Origin of the sequence: Kosakonia sp. 1610, assembly GCF_050435845.1 — a bacterium.
Lineage (GTDB): Bacteria > Pseudomonadota > Gammaproteobacteria > Enterobacterales > Enterobacteriaceae > Kosakonia > Kosakonia cowanii.
Map to the genome: position 1 here is coordinate 634,742 of NZ_JBNDKZ010000001.1, position 26,809 is coordinate 661,550.

The 26,809-nt window shown below is 54.1% G+C and carries 24 protein-coding genes; 7 read left to right on the top strand and 17 right to left on the bottom strand.

Annotated elements, in window-relative coordinates; genetic code table 11:
* The first annotated feature begins 21 nt into the window (after window positions 1–21).
* The 3 genes from ABIC80_RS02965 to ABIC80_RS02975 all read left to right on the top strand — a co-directional run bounded on the left by ABIC80_RS02965 (window position 22) and on the right by ABIC80_RS02975 (window position 9,398).
* Window positions 22–720, top strand: coding sequence for a phosphohydrolase (locus ABIC80_RS02965; protein ID WP_305208150.1), 699 nt, complete (start codon window positions 22–24; stop codon window positions 718–720).
* A gap of 12 nt (window positions 721–732) precedes the next feature.
* The gene (locus ABIC80_RS02970) at window positions 733–1,203 is read left to right on the top strand and encodes a very short patch repair endonuclease (protein WP_305208151.1); all 471 of its coding nucleotides are present in this window, start codon (window positions 733–735) and stop codon (window positions 1,201–1,203) included.
* A 332-nt stretch (window positions 1,204–1,535) separates the two neighbouring features.
* On the top strand, window positions 1,536–9,398 hold the full coding sequence (locus tag ABIC80_RS02975; RefSeq protein ID WP_429175406.1) for a hypothetical protein: 7,863 nt from the start codon (window positions 1,536–1,538) through the stop codon (window positions 9,396–9,398).
* Between the two features lie 101 nt (window positions 9,399–9,499).
* Here the strand turns inward: ABIC80_RS02975 and yedA are convergent, their stop codons facing one another.
* Window positions 9,500–10,411, bottom strand: a complete 912-nt coding sequence (yedA, locus tag ABIC80_RS02980; protein ID WP_200133923.1) for a drug/metabolite exporter YedA — start codon at window positions 10,409–10,411, stop codon at window positions 9,500–9,502.
* A gap of 212 nt (window positions 10,412–10,623) precedes the next feature.
* On the opposite strand from yedA, the gene ABIC80_RS02985 reads away from it, so the two are divergent.
* From ABIC80_RS02985 to dgcQ, 3 genes are all read left to right on the top strand, one after another.
* Window positions 10,624–11,532 carry a DUF808 domain-containing protein gene (locus ABIC80_RS02985; RefSeq protein WP_242388662.1) on the top strand — a complete coding sequence of 303 codons (909 nt, stop codon included), beginning with the start codon at window positions 10,624–10,626 and terminating at the stop codon, window positions 11,530–11,532.
* A gap of 73 nt (window positions 11,533–11,605) precedes the next feature.
* Window positions 11,606–11,788: a YodC family protein gene (locus ABIC80_RS02990; protein ID WP_042717206.1), complete on the top strand. Its 183-nt coding sequence runs from the start codon at window positions 11,606–11,608 to the stop codon at window positions 11,786–11,788.
* Window positions 11,789–11,875: 87 nt separating this feature from the next.
* A complete protein-coding gene (gene dgcQ / locus ABIC80_RS02995) occupies window positions 11,876–13,585 on the top strand; it encodes a cellulose biosynthesis regulator diguanylate cyclase DgcQ (RefSeq protein ID WP_429175408.1) in 1,710 nt (569 codons plus the stop codon).
* On the opposite strand, the gene ABIC80_RS03000 is transcribed toward dgcQ, so the two are convergent.
* A complete protein-coding gene (locus ABIC80_RS03000) occupies window positions 13,549–14,379 on the bottom strand; it encodes a mannosyl-3-phosphoglycerate phosphatase-related protein (RefSeq protein ID WP_429175409.1) in 831 nt (276 codons plus the stop codon). The two genes, dgcQ and ABIC80_RS03000, sit on opposite strands and share 37 nt — an antisense overlap.
* Window positions 14,380–14,584: 205 nt before the next feature.
* Complete coding sequence (gene yodD, locus ABIC80_RS03005) at window positions 14,585–14,815, bottom strand: YodD family peroxide/acid resistance protein (protein ID WP_023479164.1); 231 nt, start codon at window positions 14,813–14,815, stop codon at window positions 14,585–14,587.
* Window positions 14,816–14,943: 128 nt separating this feature from the next.
* Here yodD and dsrB point away from each other — a divergent pair, with 128 nt between their 5' ends.
* Window positions 14,944–15,132 (top strand): protein DsrB, encoded by a 189-nt coding sequence (gene dsrB, locus ABIC80_RS03010; protein WP_042718106.1) that lies wholly within the window; start codon window positions 14,944–14,946, stop codon window positions 15,130–15,132.
* 43 nt (window positions 15,133–15,175) lie between these two features.
* Here dsrB and rcsA read toward each other — a convergent pair whose 3' ends face one another.
* From rcsA to fliF, 14 genes are all read right to left on the bottom strand, one after another.
* Window positions 15,176–15,799, bottom strand: a complete 624-nt coding sequence (rcsA, locus tag ABIC80_RS03015; RefSeq protein WP_076770094.1) for a transcriptional regulator RcsA — start codon at window positions 15,797–15,799, stop codon at window positions 15,176–15,178.
* A gap of 280 nt (window positions 15,800–16,079) precedes the next feature.
* Window positions 16,080–16,868, bottom strand: a complete 789-nt coding sequence (fliR, locus tag ABIC80_RS03020) for a flagellar biosynthetic protein FliR (protein ID WP_023479183.1) — start codon at window positions 16,866–16,868, stop codon at window positions 16,080–16,082.
* 8 nt (window positions 16,869–16,876) lie between these two features.
* On the bottom strand, window positions 16,877–17,146 hold the full coding sequence (fliQ, locus tag ABIC80_RS03025) for a flagellar biosynthesis protein FliQ (RefSeq protein ID WP_023479157.1): 270 nt from the start codon (window positions 17,144–17,146) through the stop codon (window positions 16,877–16,879).
* An 8-nt stretch (window positions 17,147–17,154) separates the two neighbouring features.
* Window positions 17,155–17,892 carry a flagellar type III secretion system pore protein FliP gene (fliP, locus tag ABIC80_RS03030; protein ID WP_023479117.1) on the bottom strand — a complete coding sequence of 246 codons (738 nt, stop codon included), beginning with the start codon at window positions 17,890–17,892 and terminating at the stop codon, window positions 17,155–17,157.
* Window positions 17,892–18,266, bottom strand: coding sequence for a flagellar biosynthetic protein FliO (gene fliO, locus ABIC80_RS03035; RefSeq protein WP_054803161.1), 375 nt, complete (start codon window positions 18,264–18,266; stop codon window positions 17,892–17,894). Before fliO ends, fliP begins: the two co-directional genes overlap by 1 nt.
* 7 nt (window positions 18,267–18,273) lie before the next feature.
* Complete coding sequence (fliN, locus tag ABIC80_RS03040; protein WP_023479148.1) at window positions 18,274–18,690, bottom strand: flagellar motor switch protein FliN; 417 nt, start codon at window positions 18,688–18,690, stop codon at window positions 18,274–18,276.
* Window positions 18,687–19,691 (bottom strand): flagellar motor switch protein FliM, encoded by a 1,005-nt coding sequence (fliM, locus tag ABIC80_RS03045; protein ID WP_054803160.1) that lies wholly within the window; start codon window positions 19,689–19,691, stop codon window positions 18,687–18,689. The genes fliN and fliM overlap by 4 nt, the downstream gene beginning before the upstream one ends.
* A 4-nt stretch (window positions 19,692–19,695) precedes the next feature.
* Entirely contained in the window at window positions 19,696–20,163 is a 468-nt protein-coding gene (gene fliL, locus ABIC80_RS03050) for a flagellar basal body-associated protein FliL (protein ID WP_042712913.1), read from the bottom strand.
* Between the two features lie 101 nt (window positions 20,164–20,264).
* The gene (gene fliK / locus ABIC80_RS03055) at window positions 20,265–21,545 is read right to left on the bottom strand and encodes a flagellar hook length control protein FliK (RefSeq protein ID WP_042712912.1); all 1,281 of its coding nucleotides are present in this window, start codon (window positions 21,543–21,545) and stop codon (window positions 20,265–20,267) included.
* Window positions 21,542–21,985 (bottom strand): flagellar export protein FliJ, encoded by a 444-nt coding sequence (fliJ, locus tag ABIC80_RS03060; RefSeq protein WP_042712910.1) that lies wholly within the window; start codon window positions 21,983–21,985, stop codon window positions 21,542–21,544. Before fliJ ends, fliK begins: the two co-directional genes overlap by 4 nt.
* A 20-nt stretch (window positions 21,986–22,005) precedes the next feature.
* Window positions 22,006–23,376: a flagellar protein export ATPase FliI gene (gene fliI / locus ABIC80_RS03065; protein ID WP_042712908.1), complete on the bottom strand. Its 1,371-nt coding sequence runs from the start codon at window positions 23,374–23,376 to the stop codon at window positions 22,006–22,008.
* Window positions 23,376–24,098: a flagellar assembly protein FliH gene (gene fliH / locus ABIC80_RS03070; RefSeq protein WP_076770091.1), complete on the bottom strand. Its 723-nt coding sequence runs from the start codon at window positions 24,096–24,098 to the stop codon at window positions 23,376–23,378. The genes fliI and fliH overlap by 1 nt, the downstream gene beginning before the upstream one ends.
* Entirely contained in the window at window positions 24,091–25,089 is a 999-nt protein-coding gene (gene fliG / locus ABIC80_RS03075) for a flagellar motor switch protein FliG (RefSeq protein ID WP_023479131.1), read from the bottom strand. Before fliG ends, fliH begins: the two co-directional genes overlap by 8 nt.
* Window positions 25,079–26,800 carry a flagellar basal-body MS-ring/collar protein FliF gene (gene fliF, locus ABIC80_RS03080; protein ID WP_312605444.1) on the bottom strand — a complete coding sequence of 574 codons (1,722 nt, stop codon included), beginning with the start codon at window positions 26,798–26,800 and terminating at the stop codon, window positions 25,079–25,081. Before fliF ends, fliG begins: the two co-directional genes overlap by 11 nt.
* Window positions 26,801–26,809 lie beyond the last annotated feature (9 nt).

The following is a 26,809-nucleotide window of genomic DNA, read 5'->3' on the forward strand; positions in this document are numbered from 1 at the left end:
ACCGTTTTCACAGGATGATGCATGTCTCTCTTCGACTGGCAGCAGCGCTTTGACAGCTGGATGACGCAGCACTTTACCCACGCCGATGCCGCCCACGATCTCGCGCACTTTCGCCGCGTATGGCAAACGGCGCAAACCTTGTTGGAAGGCGAACAGGCTGACGCGCTGGTGGTGCTCACCGCCTGCTACTTCCACGACATTGTCAGCTTTGCTAAAAATCATCCGCTGCGTCACACCTCGTCGCAGCGGGCGGCAGAAAAAGCCGCCGCGATCCTCACTACCGACTTTCCTGACTTTCCCGAAAGCGCCATTCCTGCGGTGCGCCACGCCATTGAGGCGCACAGCTTCAGCGCCGCCATTACGCCACAAACCCTTGAAGCTAAAATCGTGCAGGATGCCGACCGGCTGGAGTCCCTCGGCGCGATTGGTCTGGCGCGGGTGTTCGCCGTCTCCGGCAGCATGGGCGGCGCGCTGTTTGACGGCGACGATCCTTTTGCTGCCCGCCGCGAACTGGACGACAAGCGCTTTGCCCTCGATCACTTTCGCTGCAAGCTGCTTAAACTGCCTGCGACCATGCAGACCGCCAAAGGCCGCGTGCTGGCCGAGCATAACGCCGATTTCCTGGTACACTTTATGGCAAAACTGAGCGCCGAACTGCAGGGCGATTTTCAGCGTCTTGATGACGAGGTGCTGCGCCGCTACAGCGCGCGCCCATCCTGAGGAGAGGGAACCATGGCAGATGTGCATGACAAAGCGACGCGCAGCAAGAATATGCGCGCCATCGCCACGCGCGATACCGCCATTGAGAAGCGGCTGGCCGGTTGCCTGGAGGCGCTGGGGCTGGAGTTTCGCGTGCAGGACGCCACTCTGCCCGGACGCCCCGATTTTATCGTTGATACCTACCGCTGCGTTATCTTCACCCACGGCTGTTTCTGGCACCATCACAACTGCTATCTGTTTAAAGTCCCCGCCACGCGCACCGATTTCTGGTTAGAGAAGATTGGCAAAAACGTGGCGCGCGACGCCCGCGATTGCGCACTGCTGCTGGAGCAGGGCTGGCGGGTGTTGGTCGTCTGGGAGTGTGCGCTGCGCGGAAAACTGAAACTGAGCGACGACGCGCTCAGCGTTCGCCTGGAGGAGTGGATCTGCGAGGGGCAACAGACCGCACAGATCGACACTCAGGGAATTCATGGCGCCTTTTAATTTGCCATAGCGAAAATACCCTCTCTGGTAAATAAGGATAAGTGAGACCCTGATTCCTGATAAGGAAATTAAAATAACCTCTCTGTTTTCATTAATTCCTGCCGTAAAAAAGCAAAACTATTTTGTTGCTTATAAACATTGAAGCCCATTGCGGCTTAATTATCGGATTGAATTAGATTCGTGTTTTGTTGTGTGGGGCGCACGCCATCTGACTCGCTTTTATTAAAACCAACACATGTTGTATTTACTGGTGATCAACAGGGGCTTTGTCGTCTGAATAAGACGACCCCCAATCGATTGAAATAGATCACTCTTTTTATTGTGGAGGTTTTATGTCATCTCACGAGGTTTTATCTAAAACAGTTCATATTCTATTTACTGATGATGAAAAGGCGTTTTTTTCGTCTGTAGCAGAAGAGGCTCAAGATGGTGAGGCGTTATTCTGCGAGGAGATGATTGACGTTGCGATCGATATTCCACCGCGGAATCTCTCTGGAGTGAGCAGCGAATACTTATCGCGGCAAACAGAAGAGGCACAACAGCTGAAAGCGCGCCTTGTTGAGGCCCTGAGCCGCAAAATGCCGCACCTCATCGAAAACCGACATCAGGGATATAACGGGCATAAGCCTGATGCGGCCGACATCCGGCGGATACAGGAGAAGCTACGGGCCGTGCAGGGGTCAACTGTGCCGGAGACGCTTCTCGCCCCCGCTCACCATTTTCTCGACACCCTGTTATCGCTGTCGCAAAGCGACGTTCCCGCCGTAAATGAAACAGAGCATTACGCCGTCGATTTGATGCACGCGATCTCCGATGCGCTGGATGCCATCACCGCCGCCGAAAAAGTTGGGCATCTGGACTGGCAAGCGCAGGTTGCCGCAACGGCGGATGCGTATCGACATAAATTGCTCGCTGCACTCCCACAGGAACTCACCCAGCCTCAACAGGCTGAGGATTTACTTCTCTCCGCAAACAATGCGTCATGTGTGGAGTATCAGCGATTCTCCCAACTGAAACAGTCGTTTATGGCTGAAACCCAGCTGACCCGCCAGCGTCTGGCAGAATGCCTGCAACAGCAGGCCGACGTTATACAGAGTAATGCCCGTGATGCGCGGCTATTTGCGATGAAGACGTTACTCAGGCAAGGGGATCGCGCTGCGCTGGGGAGTGCTGAGCAACTGGCAGACTGGATGCAGGAGTATCTGGTCTTCGCGTACCCCATGCCCGGGGCTGATGGTGCGCTGCAAGGCAATCCGCAGGTCAGGGAGCGCAAACCTGAGGAGGAGTCCGATGATATCCGGCTGGTTCGTCATATTCTGCACACTGGCAACATGCTTGGAAGCCTTGCTGCGAGGCTGAAGCAGGTACAAGAGCGTGTCGCGCCTGACGATGAGAAAAAAGCGGCGGATAAACTGTGGCATCGCGCCGGGTGCCGGGGCAGAAATCTCACCCAGCTTGCAAAGCAGGCCGGCTCTGGCCCGCGCAATACCCTTACCAGAGTGAGCGCAGGGGAAAAGCCAATCTACAGCGAAGCGCTCAACCGTGCGGTAAGAGATAGCGCGTTGCTGCTGCTTGATGCAATTCAACACACAGAGCGGCGAATCAAACAGATCCCTGCCGCCGCAGGGAGAGTGGCAGACGCAGTTGAGCAGTATCTGCAAGTGACCGAATCTCGCGCGGGTGATGAGGCGTTGCCGACGCTCAATCATCTGCTCACACAAGAGCTGGAGGCTGAGGCAACGCGCTGGCACTCTGTCGCACATCACGCGCAGCAGCAGCTGGAAGCGCTTATTGATCCTCTGGCTAAACGCACAGAAGAGGAGTGGGCAGCCTTATTCCGCAGCGCTCAATGTGAAGCGCTTCGCGAGGCAGGCAGAGGAGAAGAGATCGAAAAACTCGATAAAATTCTCCGTCAAACCGCCGAAGGGTTAAGCCAGCTGGCATTACAAATGCAGAGCGCAGTGGTCCGCCTCGCGAAACTCGGTCACAGCGGCAGGATGGAATTTAATCACCATATTGCGCAGTGGTTAGTGGCGTTAAAGCGGATGAAAGCCGGGGTCAAAAATAGTGTCGTTGAGATAACGGGCCGCGCGCTGGGCAGTTTCTCTCACCGTGGGATGTTGGTGCGCGGCATAAGTGATTGGGCAACAGCGTTACGTCACGAGTACTTACGTGACGTCCACCCGCAGAACAAAACCGAAGCAGCCATCTTATTTGACCGAACGGTGCTGGAACTCATTAACGATAGTCGCAATCACTTGGCGAAAAAATCCGATCCGCAGGCTGAAGGTCTCATAAGCAGGCTAAAGCTCGCGCTTCAGCTTGCAGCAGAAGATACCACGGCTTACCCGCCCACGCCGGAGGCGATCCTGGCCGGATCGCGAAGCCTGCCGGAGGATATCCAGCGCTGGGCTGAGAGAAAGGTAATCAGTAGCGCATTGTCAGCGGTACTGCGGGAGGGTTTTAGTCTGACAACCGGACCATTTTCGCTACCCGTGCGCGTCGTGCTAAGGGAAGGGCAAACAGGAGGGAATCGTTCCCGTCACGATTGCTTTATCAATAAAGCGTTATCGCCAATCGCGTTTCGTTTAACGATGTCACTGTCACCAACAGAAAAGACGGGCGCCGCGGGCACGCCGCTCTATAAACAGCAGGGTGAGATCACAAAACAGATCCTTGCTTTGCCGCAGGCGCTGGCGGCAGGGTTTGTCGGAACGGGGGCAGGGGTTAATGCTGCGGTGAGGCGTTGTATTGAGCAGGCACTGGTGCGGGAAGTTGAGAAATTCATGGCCGAAGCAGCGCTACAAGGTGAGTTGGCGGCGAAACCCGCAGCACCCTTCGCAGAAGCAGATGAAAATTTACCGCCACGGCGGAAAAAACGCGCAGCCGAGTATCCTCAGGAACCCTCCGCGAAAGATTTTGATCTTGCGCCCGAACGGGAAACGGCACCTGATTTACAGCATGAGAGTGAAGTAAAAGAGGAGCCGGGTAATAAAGGTGCAACGGCTGCTTTATTATCTGAAGTCAGGGGCTGGAGCGTACGGGGCGCTTATAATCTTGACCTCACTGGCGTACCCCGTGAAGGCGGTATTTACCAGCATAACGATGGGCATTTATATATTTATCTTGCTGGTCGCTTCTGGCCCTGCAAGAAATTGAGTGCCGATCTATACGGCGTGTTTGTTAGCGCGTGGGGTATGAAAAAAGTCGTTATAATCAGTGATGTTAATGGTCGTTGGGATTATGCAGATCAGACAGATGTGGAAAAGTTTAACGCCTTTATAGCTATCCAAAAAAACATTGCAGAATCTAACCTAGAATCTACCGCAAAAAAAAGGATTGATGAGTCTCTTGCTGCGGAGAATTTTATCTCCTGGGGCGATCTGATTCAACGGGTAGTTAATTTTATCAACCGTGCGTTTTATAATCTTTATTTGAATCCGGAGAATGAAAATCTTATCGGAATTATGATTCTCAGAAAAATGATTCTCGACACCCAGAGTGTGACGGACGGGATCCTTAAAGGCAGAGCATATGAGAGTACGAATTTATCCTGGAATCAGCAACTGCTGTCTCACTATTGGGAAGCCTTCAATATTGATATTACCGATGTCAGTATATTAGCCACCGCGCGCTATGCGCGCATCCTCGCCGATGACGCGCTGGCTAAATACAGTAAACTTGATAAAAAGTTCTTCGAGAAAGAGAAAAAACGCCTGGCGAAAATTAATGCCAGCATCACTGACTTGAAAAACAAAATATGGGAGGCAGAAGCTAATCCGCAAGAATATATTAGCGCCTCTCTTGCTACGGCTTTCTATATAAGATATAGCAAAGATTTCACTACCGAGTTGAAGAAAAAGGAGGGTGAAAAAAGCGTTGTACAATCCATAGTGAACAGAATGCAGAAAAAAAGAGATGGCTACGGTGAGATTATTAAATCGTACAAGAAAAAATACCAGGGCTATGAGGAGGGAATGGCGCTTGGTGATAAAGCGTTTACCCAACGCCTTAGATTGCAAAATAATGAATCAGATATCATTACCGCCGCAAAAGAAGCCGTTGCCGAGCTGGCGCTGAAGGAGGTTAAACTCCGGCAAAGCCTGCGCTTCGGTGACGGGGAGTCGGACAGCGAACAGATTGATACACTTCGTATCGCCCGGGCAACAGTAAGAACAATACTGGTGCAACAACAAGCGTATGTCGATCTGGTCGAAACTCTGGCAACGATAAATATCACAATACCCGCCGCCAGGGAGAGTTATGCTGATATTGTTTGGGCCAACAAAATGACTGAAGAGATCTACCCGACAATATTTGCTGATGAAGAAAATGCCGTAGCACGCGATCTTCTTCCCGCGATCCTGCACTGGATGCAGAGGAATAAGAAGAGTGTTTTGTATCTAAAAAATATTCGTGCCCAGGAGATCATCGATAACTATGCAAAGCGTCGTCACGAATTAAATCCATTAATGATTGAAAAGGATATTCCAGAAGGGTATGCCTCATTATCTGAAATGCTGGGGAGAGAGTATTTTTCGAGCAAGTGGTATTACAACCAGCAATTTATTGAATACAAAAAAAAGTACAGCAGTTATGAAGCAAGCGAACGCGTTAGAGAGTTGCTGATTATTTCAGGTCTTTCCATTGAGGAAATTACCGCAACTGTCAAAAAAGCAATTCGACTTGATGTCAGGAAGAAAAATAACGTCAAAAATATCCATGCCGGAGAGCTTTTGTTTGTTCAGCTTGAAAACAATGATTGGGTCTTTTTCTCTCTTTTTCCAAATGCAACGTTCAGCCGACGCTTCACTGATGCGCAAATGCAAGGCAACCCGTGGCTGCAAACCATTGCCAATCTTGAAATCAAGAAAGTTCATAGCCACGGACTGGAGAGTGTGTTTACCGAGGAGTTCTTTAAAAATCAGTTTGGTTACGCAAATGAAAAAATTTATTGGGACAGCACACGACGTGCGGCGAAAGAAAAAGAGGAGCTAATTAATAAAATTCTTTATAACAAAGACGGTGATACGGAATATCCGAACCCCTTTGAGAACACTCACTTTGGCGGTACCGAGTACAATTTTTACAAACATGATGAAAAATCGAAGAGTAGTCTTGTCGCTATCCTGAACATCAGTATGAAAAATGCCCTCGATCGTTCAGCCAATAAACTTAAATCCGATCTTTATAAACCCTCTGCGTTGCATCGCATTGCGTCTCTTTTTATTCCATTCTATTCCGATATATACGGCTCACTGACTGATGCAGAATATCGACCCGATGGTTATGCTCTTATGGCCGATATTTTTGCAGTGGTGTGCGTTGCGGCGCAGGCAGGTATGAAAATAGGCGCGCTGGTAAATAATGCGAAAGGGATCGCCACTATTGCACGAGAAGGGGTAACGAAAGGTTTAACCGGTAAGGATTTATATAAATTTATGATTCGCGAGATGGGGGAGCAGGTCGTTATTAACGCCATTAAATTAGGCAAAATAAGTGCTAACGCCATGTTTGATTTAGTTGATGCATTAATGTTACGCGATCTCTCAACCTATATTATGACTAAAGTTCGCGCTAATATGATCTTTCATAATATTATTCCCGGCAAAACTGGCGCTGATGAGGTGGGGAAAGAGTTTATTCGTGTCGATGTTGCGTTGAAAGATATGCATAAGCAGACTTTGCGCGGCGGTGAGGTCTATGTAAGCATCGCTCCGAAAACCAGGCTGCGTGTTTATTATATAGAAACAGCAAAGGGTATCTCTGAAGTTCGTTGGAGCCCGACAACCAAAGCATGGCGTACGGTTGATCCCAAAGACCCCTCAAATCCCGGTCAGATTATGCACCCTGAAAAAAACAAATGGGTCGTTACCTCAGTCGCGGAAGGTGGCGGTATTCAACCTGAGATGGGTATACAGAGGTTGCGTAATGATTTACCAGATAAAAAAATTTCCTTTGATACCCAGCATGCAAAAGAAACTGAAGGAGTGGATGCGCGGGCCTTACTTGAAGAGCTTTACAGGCGTGATTCGACCAGACTGGCGATGGCTAATCCTGCAGAGCGAAGCAAATATTTAATGGCGCCCGTTGCCAATTTCTTGAGCGATCATGGCTTCGAAAACATCCGCTATCGTGGTATGGCCGTTTTTGTAGATTCTGTGGATCAAATGCCCGCAAATCACTTTGTTGTTATCGGTGCTAAAAATAATCGCGACTATGTTTTCGATCTCACGGCGGGAACGTTCTCCAGAAAATATGATGAATTCAGTGGTCCTGTTATTCTTCCTGAAGAGTTGTGGGCGCAGAAATACGCAAATATTAACGGTGCCAGCCTGATTAAATATGCTGATTATAAATCCCGTGTAAAAGCGAATGAGATATTCGGTGCGTACAGCGAATATACTCATCATGGACCTGAAGCTATCATTCCCAATGCGAAAGTACTCAGGCGCCCTGAATGGTATTACCCCGATTCGGTAGCGGCAAATAACAGTGCTGAGGTAGTGAAAACTGCGGCGCTCTGGCCCGGTGCAGGAAATGAACTTATGTCATCGGTGCGCCGTAGCCAGAAGAGAACGGTCACCACTGACGATGCTGCGGATTACGCTGTGGATCTGCTCGAAAATAGTGAAATGCTGAATAAAGAAACGGCGAATTTACTCCGTCAAAGCTTGAAGAATATGAAAGAGGGGGGAATGGCGATCGCCGAAGCCTCGGACCTGTTCGATACACCGCGGCAGATTACCTCTCAGCACGATCTCCTCTGTGTGGAAAAAGGGGAGATGCTGATTTTCTTCAGGACGAATACCGCTGCGCAGGCCTCACCGGCGCATTCGTTTCACGCTATGGTCAGCGTCGGTAACGGACGTTTTGCCGGCATAAATAACAGCACGCTTGATAAGGCGCTCACCGACGATCCCCGCATACTGCTGGCTGAGCAGCTCGGTGACTTTACCGGGAGCCAGGTCAAACGTCATGCAGACGGTGAAAAAGTGCAGATCTTTGCGGCCAGGCCGACAGGGCTTCTCATCGCGGACAAACCGGCATTACGCGACATAGCCAGCACGATTCCTGCTGACACGGACAGCATTAACGGGTTAACCGATTTGCTGGCAGAATCCGGAAAATTGTCGCCCGAACAGGCTCAGGAATTAGCGCGAGCACTTCAGCCGGTAGTTAACAACCCCGCGCCTGTTTATGGCCAAATTGGCGCCATTGAAGAGGTGCTGGCTTCACCCGTGAGTATCAGAACCGAGGCCGAGATGATGGCTGTGCCGGAGGGGCACCTTGTTACCTTTATGCGCATCGGTAAATCAAATAGCGGTCATGTGATGTACAGCCTCGGCGATGGTGAGTTTGTCATCATCAATCCTGCAAAGCTCGATGCTTCATTAGCCGATAAAAGTGCAATCATTCACGCCAGCGATATCCCTTCCGACGTGCTGCGCCATAACATGGTTTCTGGCGGTGAAATTGCCCTGAAAAAAATGCGCGTTTCGGCGCTACTGGGTCAGGGGAGCGCATTTTCTGTAGAAGGTAGCACGCTGTCCATAAAAGCGATGGGGGGGCCCGGTGCGGTTAATAGTATGGATGCGCAGGAGCTGGCGGATACTATCCGCGGGTTAGCAAGAAGCGATGATTTTGCCGTTGATTTATCCAGGATAAATGAAATCAAGTTTTATAGTCACTTTGGTGCGTTTGGTTCGCTACCGGTGGGTAAAGCGCTGGCCTGGCTCCTGAATAAAAAGGTCACGGCCTATCCGATATTTTATAGCCCTAAATTACAGGGCAAAGAGGCGTTACTGTCGGACGCCAGAACATTTCTTCCCGAGGATTTATCTGCAGATGAACTCGCTTTACTGGCTAAACAGCAAACACATAGTCATGAATTTTGGCAACATACTCGCTCATTATTCGGTGATAAAGCCGCAATGGAAAGTGTGGAGATGAGCAATGAACTTAAAGATCTTTTACTTAAAGTGGCTGATTATATTCGCGGCAAGATATCATTAGATGACTTTCTGGAGGGTATGCCTCACTTTACCAATGGATTGATGATTTTAAAGGTTGGTCTGAACATTCTTTATAATCATGAAGAGACCGATTTTGACGGCTATGTTTCGCTAACTTGTGATGTATTAGGCGCGAGCCGGTTCGGCATAGAGTTGATGATCCATTTTTTTGAAAAGTAACCCGCTGGCGGGATGGCTAAATGGTCGTTGTGAGTACAGGAAGTATTACTCTCTTTTACCAGGGTAATACTTCCTTTTTTATGGCGACGGTGAGAAGGGGATTACTTCTTCACTTCACAGCGTTTTACCACCGGGGGCGCAGGCAGAAGATATTTGCCGAGCGTGACCAGCACTACCGCAAAAATAATCACCCCCAGCGCCAGCCACTCAATTGAGGAGAGGTGCTCACCCGCAAAGGTCGTGCCGAGCAGCACCGCCACCACGGGGTTGACGTAGGCATAACTGGTGGCAACAGCGGGCGTGACGTTGCGGATCAGATACATGTAGGCGTTAATGGCGATAATTGAGCCGAACAGCGCCAGGTAGCCGACGGCAAAGAAACCCTCAATGGGCGGCACGGCGGCCAGGCGCTCGCCGCTGAGCGCGGAGGCGGCGAGCAGTACGATCCCGGCGGCCAGCATCTCAATTGCGCCAGCCATCATGCCGACCGGCAGTTCGATACGTGAGCCGTAGACGGAGCCAAACGCCCAACTAAGTGAGCCAATCAAAATCAGCCCGGCTCCCCACGGATTACCGCTTAAGTTCCCGCCGCTGTTAAGCATTACGATGCCCACCAGGCCAATGGCGATGCCCAGCCACTCCAGCTTGCGCGTGGCAATACCAAAAAAGCGGCTAAAGCAGAGGGTAAAGAGCGGCACCGTCGCTACCACCACCGCCGCGATGCCGGACGGGACATTCTGGTGCTCCGCAACGGTAACAAAACCATTGCCGACCGCCAGCAGCAGCACGCCAATCAGCGCTGCGTTAAGCAGTGGGCGCAGCGGCGGCAGCTTGTGACCGGTCAGCAGCAGCACGACGGTTAACAGCGTGCCGGCGCAGAAAAAGCGCGTCCCGGCCAGCATAAACGGCGGCCAGCTCTCAACGCCGATGCGGATAACAAAATATGTGGAACCCCAGATAATGTAGAGCGCAAAAAGCGCGCCAATCAGCGGTAAAACCTGCCTGAAACGCATAACCCACCACGGGAAAGGATAAGAGGCTTATAGTTAACGATAAAAGTATTTCCATGGCGAGGGGTTAATCACACCTCTGGTGTTAAATATTTGTTGACATTATGTTCGCTCATTCACCAAGGTTATTTTCGCCTGCTATCTTTTACCGCATACTGTTACACGTTCAACACTCGCTGGGCGGTTTGCGCAGCTTAATTAAAAAGGAAGACATTTTGGCAGGAAGTAGTCTATTAACCCTTCTCGATGATATCGCCACCTTGCTGGACGACATTTCGGTAATGGGAAAACTGGCGGCGAAGAAGACCGCGGGCGTGCTGGGGGACGATCTCTCCCTTAACGCACAACAGGTTACCGGCGTGCGCGCCAATCGTGAGTTGCCGGTTGTCTGGGGCGTGGCGCGCGGCTCACTGCTCAATAAAGTGATCCTGGTACCGCTGGCGCTGCTGATCAGCGCCTTTATACCGTGGGCTATCACGCCATTACTGATGCTGGGTGGAGCTTATTTATGTTTCGAAGGGGTAGAGAAAGTGCTGCACACCTTCGAAGCGAGAAAACATAAAGAGAGCCCGGAAGCGCGGCAAAAGCGGCTGGAAGCGCTGGCGGCGCAAAACCCGCAGCAGTTTGAAAAAGATAAAATCAAAGGTGCCGTGCGCACTGACTTTATCCTCTCGGCGGAAATCGTCGCCATCACGCTGGGCATTGTCGCGGAAGCGCCGCTGCTCAACCAGGTGCTGATCCTCTCCGGGATTGCGCTTTTAGTCACCATTGGTGTTTATGGCCTGGTGGGGATTATCGTCAAGCTGGATGATATGGGCTACTGGCTGGTGGAAAAGAGGGGCATGCTGGCGCAGGGGCTGGGCAAAGGGCTGCTGTTTGTCGCGCCGTGGCTGATGAAGATCCTGTCGGTGGTGGGCACGCTGGCGATGTTCCTTGTCGGCGGCGGCATTGTAGTTCACGGTATTCCGGCGCTGCACCATGCGATTGAGCACTTCGCCAGCACGCAAAATGCGCTGGTGCAGGCAGTGGTGCCGATGGCGGCGAATCTGGTTATCGGTTTTGCTATCGGCGCGGTGGTTATTGCGGTAGTAAATGGGATCAAGCGCCTGCGTGGCGCGAAATAAGCCACTCCTATTACGCAAAACGTAAAAACTTCGTCTATGGTGAAAACGTTTCACTCTGATTCAGGAGGCAGGTATGGTCTTTGTGGTCAGTGATGAGGTTCAGGCTAAAAAGGGTGGTCCGCGCATGATTGTCACCGGTTACGCCAGCGGTATGGTGGAGTGTCGGTGGTATGACGGCTATGGGGTCAAACGGGAAGCCTTTCGTGAAGATGAGCTAATGCCCGGCGAAGGGCAGCGCATTCACGAAGAAGCATAACCAACCAAACGCCCGGCTCTGCTGGGCGTTTTTCTTGGCAACCGGCGCGCGACAAAAGCAGTTAACCAGATTTTTCAGGGAGCCTCTGTGCGCCACTCCACCTTTAATCATCTGCCCGGACAGGGTAACAACGCCGGACGCTATTTCGATCCCACCTGGGTGGTTAACCTCTGTTTTGTGATCGTGATGGTCTGCTCGACCGTGCTCACCTGGCGCGAAGTGCTGGTGCTGGAGAACGCCTATGCAACGAGCCAGCGTAGCGCGCTGGAGAATGTCAGCAATGCGCTGGATATGCAGATGCAGGTCGGCGTTGAACGGCTGCTCTTCTTCCGCCACACCATGGAGGCGGCGCTGCAAACGCCGCTCGATCTTAATGTCCTGCGAAAACGCCACGGGGAGTTTGACGGCAAACGCGCGTTGCCGCAGTGGCAGATTGGTCGCGATAACCAGCGCACGCTGCCGGTATATGGCGTCTCGGACTATTTTGTTGAACAAACGGCGCTGCTGACCCGCGACAACCCGAACCTGCACAATGAACTGACCGCAGCGATGGAGCTGGGCTACCTGTTTCGTCTCTCAACTCATGCGCAGATGCTGCCGCGTCGCGCCTGGTATATCTCTCGCGCCGGATTCTTTATTACGACGGATACTCAGGCCAGCGAAGAGGCCATTGTGCCTACCTATTACCGTCTGCTGATGCGCCCATGGTTTACCGGCCAGCAGAGGCAGCAGAACCGCGGGCGCGGCGTACGCTGGTTCAGCGACCTGACGCCGGGCAGTGAACATCATGGCGATGTCACGGCCAGCGTACCGCTCGATTATCAGGGCGACTGGCTGGGGGCGCTGGGAGTCAGTTTTTCCGTTGATGCCATTCACGCTCTGCTGATGCACGCCAGTCCCGGTGGCGAGAGTGATGAGAAGGGCGACTATCTGCTCTATGACAGCCACTTTAAGCTGCTCACTACCACCTCGCTCGACGACAACGTGAAGCCCGCCTTTAACGCTGAAGAGCGCGCGCGCCTCATTGCGGAGATGGCGAAAGATACCGTTGGCGGCCTGCGCCTCGGCGCACGTTATATCAGCTGGCAAAAACTGAAACATTTCGATGGCGTGCTGGTGCGTATCCACACCTTGCGCGAAGGGATCAGCGGCGATTTTGGTCGTATCAGCATTGCGATGTCGATTCTCTGGTTGTTATTTATGACCATGCTGCTGGTGGCCTGGGGGGTGATCCGCCGGATGGTGAAGAATATGTACGCCATGCAGAATACGTTACAGTGGCAGGCCTGGTACGATCCGTTAACAAGGCTCTGTAATCGCGGCGTGCTGTTTGAGCGGGCAAAAATCCTCTCACAACAGGCGCGCACGCAACAGCAGCCCTTCGCGGTGATCCAGCTCGACCTCGATCACTTCAAAGAGGTTAATGACCGTTTTGGTCACCAGGCCGGGGATTTGGTGCTGTCGCATACCGCCGGGTTAATCAGTAGTAGCCTTGATGAGCAGCAGGTTGCCGGGCGCGTGGGCGGCGAGGAGTTCTGTATTCTTCTGCCGGGCTACACGCTGGCTGAGGCCGCCGCGACAGGCGAGCGTATTCGCCAGCGTATTGCCAGCAAAGAGATCCTCATCCATAAGCATACGACCATTCGCATTAGCGCATCGCTGGGGGTTAGCGATGCGCTGGAAGAGGGGAGCTACGATTTTGAACACCTGCAATCCGTTGCCGACCGGCGTCTCTACCGGGCGAAGCATCAGGGGCGTAATCAGGTTTGCGCCGACGATGAGAGGCCGAACAGCTGATTAAGCCCCTCGCGCCAGCCTGCTGCGCCCTCAAGCTCGGTGTGGTAGACCCGCTCAGGGGTATCGCGGCGCACTGTCACACCTTCACGATTCAGCCCACGGATGACGATTGCGTAATCGACGCTGTCGAGCAGCGGCGCATCGTTCGGGCCATCACCCAGCCCGACGGTGGTAAAGCTTTTCCCGGTGTAGTGATGATATTGTCGTGTCAGCCAGTTCACCGCCTGATCTTTACCGCCGCGCTCATCCAGCACGTGCCAAAAACGCGCCCCCTGCACGAAACGCAGACCGAGCTGCGATAACGCATCGTCAAACGCCGCCATTTCGGTATCGCTGTCGCGCCAGATGAGCGTTTCAGAAGCTTCCTGTAACTTTGCCAGCGCGGCTTGCGCAGGCGGCAGTCCGGTCACTTCCGCCAGTACGCTCTCATCGAGATCGGAAAAGGAGGTAAATTTCCACCCGTGTGTATTACGCAACTCATTCAGCACGCGGGCAATCTCTTCATGGGGGGCGCCGCTCATCAGACGCGGGTAGTGCTCATCATCGTGCCAGGAGTCATCAAGCTGAACTACCGCCCCGTTTTCCGCAATAAATGGCAAACCTTCGAGACTCAATATCTTTTGCAGGGCAGCCATCTCGGCGGCGGTTTTACTGCTGCATAAAATGACCGGAATACCCTGCTCACGCAGACGGCTCAGCCAGCCGGCAGCGGCCTGCCATTCACCGGTATGGCTATCCATCAGGGTGCCATCCACGTCGGTAAAAATCAGTAACGGATCGTCCAGGCTCGGCATTGTTGGCTCCTTGGAATCAATAGGGCACTGCATAGATTAATGGTGAGGGCTCCGGGGCTAAATGCCTGTTTTATTGATATATCTTGTCAGGGCAAATATTAGCCGATAGAGTGGGCTCTACATCAGATTCCCCTGATGTGCGAATTTTGTAAGTGCTTCTTGCGTAAGCAAGTTTCCCCGGTCGTTAACCGGCCGGGGTATTTCTTTAGCGGTTCGCTTCCGTAATGCTGAAGTCATGCACATCCAGCTCAAAAGCTTCCGCCAGCTCCCGCCACGTATGATACTCACGCCCGTCGACGCTGACGCGCTGCCCCTCATCGTCGTCAATGCGCCGGACTTCGCTTTCGCTGATCTCATTAATGGCCGCCAGCAGTGCATCGATATCTACCTGCACGTCACGCTTGGCCGTCTCGTCGTACTCTCTCACCGTTTTCATGCTATCACCTCATGGTTGCGTGCTGAGCTTAAGTATAGACGCCAGAAAAAAAGGTCACTCTTATGGCACGGGCTGCCAGCCTGCGCGTTTTGATCTACACTGGCGTAAATGTGACTGGAGGAGTGATTATGAAGGTTAACGATCGGGTTACGGTCAAAACGGACGGAGGTCCACGCCGTCCGGGTGTTGTGCTGGCTGTTGAAGCATTCAATGAGGGTACGATGTACCTGGTTGCTCTTGAAGATTACCCGCTCGGTATCTGGTTCTTTAATGAAAAAGATCACCCGGATGGGGTTTTCGTCGAGCTGGCTGAATAATTTATCGCCCTCCATTGCGGAGGGTAGATATAAGAATTTTGTCTTACCGCATATTCACAAATATACCGTTAGTAACATTATCTGTTAGCCGCACTACATGATAGATGACTTGTTTATTGTGCGTTTTAATCTTCCTTTTAATATTTCCTTTATGTGACGATACCGTTTTAGCTTTAATATTCATCTGATCGGATATTTGAATAGTATCTTGTCCTGACATCCACATTTTTAACATGCTGGATTCTGTCCGACTCAGTGAAAGTGTTGGCAGATTGATAGTACCGATACTTTTTTTCTCTTTGCTCAAATAATCGCCCAAAATATTGTCCAGCGACTCAGGTTTTATCGATTTTGAGCTAATTAACAAGTTCTTACGTACTAACAGGTACTCATCAAAATGGATATTGGCGATGGCCATAAACACGATAAACAGTGTACGGGGATGCTGATTAATGACCTGCTTTATATGCTGACTGCTGCTTGGATCATGGATAAAGCAGTCTTCATTAATAAACACCACGGAAGGTTGAAATGTGGCGCAAGCTAATTCGAGTTCATCAACAGATTGCACGTCGTTGATATCTCGTTTTTTTACTCCCCGGCTTGTCAGATACCCTGTTAATCCCAACCGGGTATAACTGCATAAATCCATAATAATCGTTGACATGGCATACCCTCACTCAATGCGTAACGATAATTCACCACCCGCCAGAAGCTTCAGAAGCCATACAGGAATATATTACTGAAGTGCATGGGAAGACCTCAGGCGAATCCACTATCCCGTAAAGTTACGTATAATTTGCCAGGAATCATCTTAAAGTAAAGTAAATGTTGCGTTCTGTGAGAATGCTAAAAACAAATAAGCCGCGCCAGGGTTATCCTGGTGACTGTTTTTAAAATTTCACTTTAGGATTATCCTCAGGATGACACTGCAAAGCGGAGGGGTACTATCTCTGCGGCAGTTCGCTGACGATATCTGCCAGCAGATCGAAGATCTCACTGAAGAGACGTTCGCAGAAGGGCGCGATTAGCGGCATCATTGCCGAGATGAGCAGAATACCGACGCTCAATGTGACAGGGAAACCGATAACAAACACCGACAGCTGCGGTGCCATACGGTTCAGCAAACCAAGGGAGAGGTTGATGGTCAGTAACAGGGTAATAATCGGCAGCGCCAGCATTAAACCATTGATGAAAATCATCCCCGCCGCGCGCGTCAGCGCCAGATACGCATTACTGTTGACCGGGTTACCGCCGATCGGCAGAGTGTGAAACGTGTCGACCAGCATCGAAATTAGCCACAGATGGCCGTTAAACGTCATAAACAGCAGCAGCGCCAGCATATCGAGAATGCGCGCCAGCACCGGCATGTTTAAGTGGCTGGTCGGGTCGACAAAGGTGGCAAACGACAGCCCCATCTGCAGGCCAATCAGTTCACCGGCGAGACGAATCGTGGCAAAGGCGAACTGCATGGTGAAGCCGAGCGCAATGCCGATCAGAATTTGTTGCATCCCCACCCACAGCGCAGCAGGCGCGAAGATACCGATATCAGGCGTGTCCGGCAGCGTCGGGGCAATAACAATGGTGATCAGAATCCCCAGCCCGACTTTAATGCGGCGGGGAATGCGCGATTCGCTCAGGATCGGCGCGGTCATGATCAGCGCCATCACGCGCAGCAGCGGCCAGAAGTACATACTGATCCAGTGCAGCCACTGGTCGCTGGTGACGTTCAACATAGGCCGGATTACCCGATGATGTAAGGAATGTTGTTGAACAGTGTACGCATGTAATCAAGCAGCAGATTCAGCATCCACGGCCCGGCTACTACGATGGTGACAAACACGGCAATGATCTTCGGAATAAACGACAGGGTCATTTCGTTGATCTGCGTCGCCGCCTGCAAAATGCTGATCACCAGACCGGTAATCAGGGCAATCAGCAGCAGCGGAGAGGCGAGGGCAAGGGCGACTTTCATCGCCTCGGTGCCCATCATCATGACCGATTCGGGTGTCATTGCCGCTCCTAACTGTAAAAGCTTTGCGCCAGCGAACCGACCAGCAACTGCCAGCCATCCACCAGTACAAACAGCATTAATTTAAACGGCAGCGCAATGGTCGCGGGCGGCACCATCATCATCCCCAGCGCCATCAGCACGCTTGCGATCACCAGGTCGATAATCAAAAACGGAATAAAGATGGTAAAGCCAATCTGGAATGCGGTCTTCAGTTCGCTGGTGACGTACGCCGGCAGCAGAATACGCATTGGCACCGCTTCCGGGCCTTCGATCGGCGCGCTGTTAGCGAGACGGGCGAAGAGCGCCAGGTCAGCCTGACGGGTCTGGCGCAGCATAAACTCGCGCAGCGGTTGTGCTCCACGCTCCAGCGCGACATCCACGGAGATTTTGTTCTCGCTGAATGGCTGATAGGCATCGGCGTAAATTTTATCGATCACCGGCGACATAATAAAAAAGGTGAGAAACAGCGCCAGCCCGAGCAGCACCTGGTTCGGCGGCGCGGAGGGCGTGCCGAGGGCGTTACGCAGCAGGCCAAACACGATGATGATGCGGGTAAAACTGGTCATCATCAGCAGAATGGCGGGCAGGAAGGTGAGCGAGGTGATAAACACCAGCGTCTGCACCGGCAGCGACCAGGATTGACCGCCACCCGCCATCGGCTGGCTGATAAGGCCCGGCAACTGGGCAAATGCGGCAGGCGCCGCCAGCCACAACCCGGCGGCGGCGATAGATAACAAACGGCGCATCACGATCTCCCGGAACGCTTAAGCAGATTCTTCATCACGGCCTGAAAATCGACGTTTTTCTCGTTCACAGCGTCACTGTCGACGGGGGCGGGAGGAAGTTTGTGCAACAAATTGATGTGGGTGGGCGTTACGCCCAGAACCAGACGTGCATCTTCAACATCGACGATCACCACGCGCTCACGCGTGCCGACCGCGGCGCTGGCGGTGACTTTTAATCCCCGGCTGCTGGCGGTCTTGCCGCCAAAGCCGAAGCGTTTGGCCAGCCACGCCACGAGTAAAATCACGGCGATGATGCCAAACAGTGCGCCACTCACCTGGATAAGTGGCGAACCGGAAACGGCGGACGGTTGCGAAACCGTGGCCTGTGTCTTCATACGTGCCTCAGCGGCTCAAACGACGCATACGCTCGGACGGGGTGATGATATCGGTAATGCGTACGCCATATTTATCGGCGACCACCACCACTTCACCCTGTGCAATCAAATAACCGTTGATCAGGATATCCAGCGGCTCGCCCGCCAGACCGTCAAGGGCAACCACCGAACCCTGCGTCAGGCGCAGCAGCTCTTTGATGGTCATCCGGGTACGGCCCAGTTCGACGGTCAGCTTCACCGGGATATCCATAATCAGATCGATATCCTGCAGATTGCCGCCCACTTCGCCACCGCCCAGCTGCTGGAACACGGCATCGGCCGCGCTCTTGGTTGCCGGCGGGTTCTTTTGTTCGTTCAACGCGTCAGCCCACAGATCGTCCAGTGCTCCGTTGTTGTCATCGGACGGATTGTTCATATCACTCATTTGGGCTGTTCCTCATTCAGCGAATTCAAAATCGGGTTTATCAAGTGCTCTACACGTAACGCATATTGTCCGTTGACCGTGCCGTACTGGCTGGTAAGCACCGGTACGCCGTCCACATGAGCGATAATGCGATCGGGTTTATCAATCGGCAGCACATCGCCGGGTTTGAGCTTAAGTATCTGCGACAGGCGCAGGGGAATGTCGGCGAAATTGGCAATCAAATTCAGCTCAGAGTGCTGAACCTGGCGCACCAGGTTGTCACGCCAGTTCTGGTCCTCATTACGTGAGTTCTCCAGCGGCGGATTCACCAGCGTTTCGCGCAGCGGTTCAATCATGCTGAACGGCAGACAGATATTAAACTCACCTGTCAGGTTACCGATCTCAACATGGAACGGCGTATTCACAACGATATCGTTGGGCGACGTGGTGATGTTGGTAAACTTCACCTGCATCTCAGAACGCACATACTCAACATCCAGCGGGTGAATCGCTTTCCACGCGTCGCTGTAGCCTTCAAGCGCCAGCTTCAGCATGCGGTTAATCACGCGCTGTTCTGTGTGCGTAAATTCGCGGCCTTCTACCTTAGTCGGAAAACGCCCGTCGCCACCAAACAAGTTATCCACTGCGATAAACACCAGGCTCGGCGAGAAAACAAACAGGCCGGTACCGCGCAGGGGTTTTAAGTGGATCAAGTTAAGGTTAGTCGGTACGGGTAAGTTACGCGCAAACTCATGATAGGGCTGAATGCGGATCGCGCCGACGGTGATGTCCGGGCTACGACGCAGCAGGTTGAACAACCCCATACGGAACTGGCGCGCGAAACGTTCGTTGATGATCTCCAGCGCCTGCAGACGTTCACGAACGACGCGGCGCTGGGTATTCGGGTCATAGGGGCGAATATCGCTATCGCCCGTTTTACCCGGTTTCGGATCATCGCTGTTATCGCTGTCGCCGTTGAGTAGCGCATCGATTTCTGCCTGAGAAAGAATACTATCGCCCATGTCTTTACCGCAAAATGAAAGCTGTATAAAGAACGTCAGTGACTTCCTGCTTCGGTTGTCCTGGCACTAGTGGCGTTGCGATTGTCTCTTTAATCGCGTTAGCAAGGTTCTGCTTGCCTTCGTTGGTCGCAAGTTGTGCGGCATCCTGACGTGAGAAGAGCATCAGCAGGCGGCTACGTACTTCCGGCAGATATTCGCTCAGTCGTGCACGCGTAGCGTCATCTTTCAGACGCAGCGTAATGCCGACGTAAAGCACGCGATCCGCATCGCCCAGGTTCACCGTAAAGGTGTCGAGTGCGAAAAAGACCGGTGCCGGCGGCGGTGGCGCTTCTACCTTGGCATCAGCCGCAGGTTTTTGCTGCATACGCCAGTAACTATAGCCAGCTGCGGCGCATGCCGCGAGTGTGATTAAAACCAGCAGCGGGATCCAGATAGAGCGCTTGCGTTTTTTTGTGATAGCGGAGTCAGTCATCTGATACGGGCTTCCTGTTAACAGCTTATGCGATGATTATCCCGTGTCCTGCTCCGGTCAAAGGGTGGAAAAGACGGGGATAATCATGCTACCTCTGCCGTTTAGGCGAAGATATCGACTGCGCCAGTGCCGCGAGCGGCGGATTGCAGGCTGGCCGGCGCAACGATGGCTTCATCTTCTTCGCCGCCAAACGTGCCATTATTGCCGGTACGCGAAGGCTGCTGTTGCTGCTGAGAGGCCTGCTGTTGCTGGCCTGCGAAGCTTTCGCTGCTGATATAGCTCTGGCCAAGCTGGATGCCGTTCTCCGCAAGAGAGGTGCGCAGCATCGGCAGCGCCGCTTCCAGTGCCTGACGCACATGGCTGTGGGCTGAAACCATCTGCAGCTGCGCCTGGTTATCTTCAAGCTTAATCGAAATTTGCACCTGGCCCAGATCTTCCGGATGCAGGTGCAGCTCGGCGCTCTGCTGGCCCTGGCGGGTAAAGAGCGTCACGTGCTGGCTAATATTCTGCTGCCACTCGTGGCTGCCCAGCGGGGCGCTGATAACCGACGCGGCCACCGGGGCGCTGGCCTGCGCGCCGCTGACGGCGCTCGACACCGGCGCCATGCTGGCGGTGGTGTTGGTGGTTTGCAACGCCGCCGTTTCATGCTCGCGTTTAACGGTGAAGGTTGAGGCGATCGGCGCATTTTGCTGGCCATCGTCTGCCGCTTTAAACGGTACACCGTTCGCTGCGGTATCAGCTTTCCCATTGCCGCGCGGCTGATCGCTATCCACGGCGTCGCTCAGCGTACGGCCTGCAAGCGCGGTTTTCGCACTTGCGCCAGCATCAATGGCGGCGGTCGTTGCCGTCGGTTTTGCCTCTGAACTGAGCTGCGCGGCTTGTTGATGCGGCAGCATCGCCATCAGGGCGCTCAGCCCGGCTAAATCTTCATTCGGGGTGTCGCTGTCGGCTTTGACATCGCTGGCTTTCGCCGTTTTGCTTAACGCGGCGAGGACATCGGTTTTCGCCGCAGGCGACAGGCCGGAGAAGAGTTTCGCAATCTCTTCATCGCTCTGAGCACTGGCAACGATATCCGCTTTTGCATCCTGGCGTGCCAGCAGATCCGCCAGCTTCTGCGCCGGGGTTTGCGCGCGTGCGTCACCGCCAGCCGCCGCGACAGCAGCACCGTTGATTGAACCTTTTGCCAGCTTGCCGCTCAGGGCCGCCGCCTGCAGATCGGCAAGCGTCACCGGGGCATCGCTACCCGGGCGTTGCACGCCGGAGAGCGCACCGGTCAGCAGACCGAGAAAATCTTGTGCGCCATCAGCGCCTGCTTTACCCGCTGATGCGCCGGTTGCGACATCATCGGTTTGAGTAACTACCAGTTTTGGCAGAGTGATCATTCTGTTTTCCTCGATGACGCTCGTTGTGCAAACTCATCCATTTTTTTCTGATCAAGACGGTTTTCCGCCAGCAACGCCGCGGCGCTCTGACGATCCTGCAAGGTTTGCCAGGCTTGTAAACGCTGTTTCTTCTCGCGCCAGCAGCCGAGCGCGAAATCGACTTTCTCGTTCCAGTGCTTTAGCTGCAGACGATGTTGTTCAATGGCTTTCTCCAGCGTCTGGATAAACTGCTGGTAGTTCTGCCAGCGCTGGTTATCGATCCCCTGGCTCATGGTGTTGTTCAGGCTGTTGCGGTACTCATGCTGATAATCGATCAACATTTTTAACTGCTCTTCAGCCTGCTGGCAGGCGCGTCGCATCTCACCCAGTTTCAGTGCGGCGTCGTCGACCTCTTTTTCCGCCAGATCCTTTAGCGTCGTTAATGCGCTGTTTTGCGTCATAAAGTCAGCTCTCCACTACCTCAGACACCCGGGAAGATAAGCTCTAAAGCCTGCATTGAATCTTCCCACCCGGCACGTTCGAAAATGCCCTGTTGCAGAAACGCTTCCAGCTGTGGCCAGAGCGTTATGGCCTTATCCAGCATCGGATCGCTGCCGCGCGCGTAGGCGCCGACGCTCACCAGATCGCGGTTACGCTGGAAGCTTGACAACAACTGTTTAAAGTTGCGCACGCGCGCGTAATGTTGCTCAGAGATCAAAGCGGTCATCGCACGGCTGATGGACGCTTCGATATCAATCGCCGGATAGTGTCCGGCTTCCGCCAGTCGGCGGGATAAAACAATGTGACCATCGAGGATGGCGCGCGCCGAGTCGGCGATCGGATCCTGCTGGTCATCCCCTTCGGTAAGCACGGTATAAAACGCGGTGATAGAACCGCCGCCGTGAATACCGTTACCCGCGCGCTCTACCAGCGCGGGCAGTTTGGCAAAGACTGAAGGCGGGTAGCCTTTGGTCGCCGGTGGCTCACCAATTGCCAGCGCGATCTCACGCTGCGCCATCGCATAACGGGTCAGGGAGTCCATGATCAGCAACACATGCTGACCGCGGTCGCGGAAGTCTTCCGCAATACGCGTGGCGTACGCCGCGCCCTGCATACGTAATAAAGGAGAGACATCCGCAGGTGCGGCGATCACCACGGAACGCGCACGGCCTTCAGCGCCGAGGATGTTCTCGATAAAGTCTTTTACTTCGCGGCCACGTTCACCAATAAGGCCGACGACAATCACGTCCGCCTGGGTGTAACGGGCCATCATGCCTAACAGCACGCTTTTCCCGACGCCGGAGCCGGCGAACAGCCCCATACGCTGACCGCGCCCGACCGTTAACAGCGCATTGATGGCGCGCACGCCGGTATCAAGCACATGTTCAATCGGCGTACGTTGCAGGGGGTTAAAAGGTTGCGTGATCAGGGCACCGGTTTCACCGGTATCAGGTGCGGGCAAGCTGTCGAGAGGTTTTCCAGCCCCGTCGAGTACGCGGCCGAGCAGGGCAGGGCCGAGCGGCAGCTGTTTGCTGCTTTGTAAACCATCGCCTAATGCGCTGCGGGCATAGACGCGCGCGCCGGGCAGAATGCCTTCCACCTCTTCTAACGGCATCAGAAACAGGCGCTGACCGTTAAAGCCGACCACTTCGCTCTCGACTTCACGGGTCTCCAGACCATCCTGACGTTCAATAATGCACGTCGCGCCGAGCGGCAGCTGTAACCCGGTTGCTTCCAGCACCAGACCGGTGGCGCGGGTCAGCCGACCGTAACGACGCACCGACGGGAGCTGCGTCATTTTGTGTTCGAAATTATCCAGCGTGGTCAGCCAGCGGGTTAAACGTGCGGTCATTACACGACTCCGGGTGCCGCCAGACGGCACAGTTCCTGCCAGCGTGTGGCGACGCTGGCATCTAAATCGCCCTCATCGGCGGAGACTTTGCAGCCGCCCTGATGCAGGGTCGGGTCGCCGCGCAGACGCCAGCCGTGCAGGCTGAGCGTTGCGCCAAGCATCTCTTCAACGCGCTGCAGATCGTCCGGGTGGACGCGCAGCTGCGGTTTGCCGCTAAACAGCGGCTCTTGTTGTAAGAGTAGTTGGATCTGTTTGATCAGCGCGCTGTTGTCCACCACCGGCGCATGGCCAAGCACCTGGCGCGCCGCTTCCAGCGCCATCTGCATCAGGCGGGAGGCGATTACGCTATCGAGGGCATCCAGCGTGTACTGGAATTCACTCACCAGTTGCTGCATGCGGGCGTGGATCGGAGCCTGTTGCTGGCGAGCCTGGTTAAGACCCTGCTCCATACCCTGGGCAAGGCCTTCCTGAAACGCTGCGTCATAACCCGCTTTGCGTCCTTCGGCGAGACCGGCGTTGTAGCCGCTTTCGTGCGCCTGCATCTGGATCTGCGCCAGCTGCTGCTGTTGCAGCTGCTCGGCGCTCAGTTCGTCCTGCTCGGTCTCTTCGCTCTCATAGGGCGAGGCGGTTTTTTCCTGCTTCAGCAGGGGGGCGAATTCGGCTGCCTGCGGGAACGCCAGATCATCTGGCGTCCAGCGTTTCCACGGCAATTCATTAGACATAGGTATCCTCGCCGCTGCCAATTACCATCTCGCCGGTTTCCGCCAGACGGCGAACGATGAGCAGGATAGCTTTCTGTTCGTTTTCCACCTGCGAGAGGCGAACCGGACCGCGGTTGGCCAGGTCGTCGCGCAGGATATCTGCCGCACGCTGCGACATGTTGCGCAGGAACTTCTCGCGCAACGGCGGCTCGGCGCCTTTGAGGGCGATAAGCAGCGATTCGGAATCCACTTCCTGCAGCAGGCGCTGGATAGAGCGGTCGTCGACATCCACCAGGTTTTCGAACAGGAACATCTCGTCGATGATCTTCTGTGCCAGCTCGCCGTCGAATTCGCGTACTGCGGTAATAACCGCTTCTTCCTGCTGCGTCTTCATCAGGTTGATGATTTCCGCTGCGGTTCTCACGCCGCCCATTTTGCTGCGCTTGAGGTTCTGGCCGTCGAGCAGGTTGTTCAGCACTTCGGTCAGCTCCGCCAGCGCGGCAGGCTGTACGCCGCCGAAGGTGGCGATACGCAGCATCACATCGTGACGCATACGCTCATCAAACAGGGCAAGAATATCTGCCGCCTGCGACCGTTTGAGGTGCACAAGGATGGTAGCGATAATCTGCGGGTGCTCGTCGCGGATAAGGTCGGCGGCGCTCTGCGGCTCCATAAAGTTGAGCGTTTCGATGCCGCTGGTGGTATCGCGCGTTTCGAGAATATCTTCCAGCAGGCTGGAGGCGCGCTCTTCGCCGAGCGCTTTTACCAGGACGGAGCGCAGGTAGTCGTTGGCGTTGACGTTCAGCGCCGCGAACTGTTCCGCTTCGTTCTCAAACTCCTGCAGTACGTCCATCAGCTGTTTGTTGGAGATCTGACGCACGCTGGCCATCGCGGTACTTAAGTGCTGGACTTCGCGGGCGGAGAGGTGCTTAAACACCTCAGCCGCGCGATCTTCACCAATGGTCATCAGCAGAATGACGCTCTTGTCCGTTCCGGTAAGATTATTGCTCATGTTCATTACTCATCCACTGGCGAATGACCAGCGCCACGACGCGCGGATCGTTATCTGACATTTCGCGAATACGCTGGCTCATGACCTCGGCGCTCAGACGCTGATTACTGCGGCGCTGCTGCTGTTGCTCATCTTTGCTGAGGCGTACTTCCACGGACTCTTCAATTTCATTACGCGCTTGTGCCGCTTCCTGCACCGCTTTCGCTTCTTCCTGGCGGCGAACCAGCTGCGGACGGACCGCTTTACGCCACAGGATGAAGGCGACAATCAGTACCAGTAACCAGCGACCTGCGGTCATCAGCTGGTCGATAAACGACTGCTGTTGCCAGAACGGAAGCTCACCACCGACATCATCGGTCATGTTGAACGGCGAGTTCACGACGTTCAGCGTGTCACCGCGTTTCTCGGTGTAACCCATCGCTTCGCGGGTTAAATCTTCAATCTGTTTCAGCTGATCGGCGGTCAGTGCGGCAGTCTTGCCATCGGCCAGCGTGCGGTAGTTCACCACCACGGCGACGGAGAGGCGCTGCACATCGCCAACATTCATCTTGGTGTGACGAATGGTGCGATCGACTTCGTAGTTGTTCGTTTCATTATGCGTAGTGTTACGCGGGCCGCTTGATGCGGTATTGGTCGAGGTCGTCTGCTGACCCTGCTGCTGGCCCTGCGCATTCTGCTGGCCGTTCTGACCGTTCTGACCGTTCTGACCATTCTGCGGCGTAGTAATCGGCGCAGAGTTAGCCGGAGCCGGCTGGTTGGAGAGTGCGCCAGGCACGCCGCCCGGATACTGACCACCAATCTGCTCGCTGCTGTTAACCTGGCGTGAACGCAGCACCGCTTGTGCCGGGTCACCGCCGTTCGGCGCGTACTGCTCTTCAGTCTGCTCTTTGCTGGCGAAATCCAGCTGGGCAGTCACCTGAGCGTGAACATTACCGTTACCGACGATAGGGCCGAGGATCGCTTCGATACGACGCTGCACACGGCTTTCAACATCGGCGGTGTATTTCAGCTGCGCGTCATTCAGATCGCGACCGGCAACGCCAGACTGCGTCAGCAGGCGACCGCTCTGATCGACAACGGTGACGTTGCCCGGCGGCAAGCCAGCAACGGCGCTGGAGACCAGGTGCACGATAGCGCTGATCTGACCATCATCCAGCGCACGGCCCGGTTGTAAATTGACGGTGACCGACGCGGAAGGGGATTTCTGCTCACGCACGAACAGCGACGGTTTTGGCATCGCCAGGTGAATACGCGCGCCTTTTACCGGACCGAGGGTTTCGATAGTGCGGGCCAGTTCGCCTTCCAGCGCGCGCTGGTAGTTAACCTGCTCGCTGAACTGGCTGATACCAAACTTCTCTTGATCCAGCAGTTCAAAACCCGCCGCGCCGCCTTTCGGCAGCCCTTGCTGGGCGAGACGCAGGCGCAGCTCGTGCACCTTGTCAGCGGGCACTTCAATCGCGCCGCTGCCGTCAGCAAAGCGGTAGGGGATATTCATCTGCGTTAACTGCGTAACGATGGCACCGCCGTCCTGATCGGACAGGTTGCTATAAAGGGTGCGGTAATCCGGCGATTTCGCCCACAGCACCATAGCGACAATGATGGCGCAGGCTGCTGCCGCGGCCACCATCAACGGAATTTTTGGGTTCGCGCGTAAGCGGTTGATCCACTCAAGAGATTTATTCTGCGGTGCAGTTGTTGCAGTCGCACTCATTGTGCACCT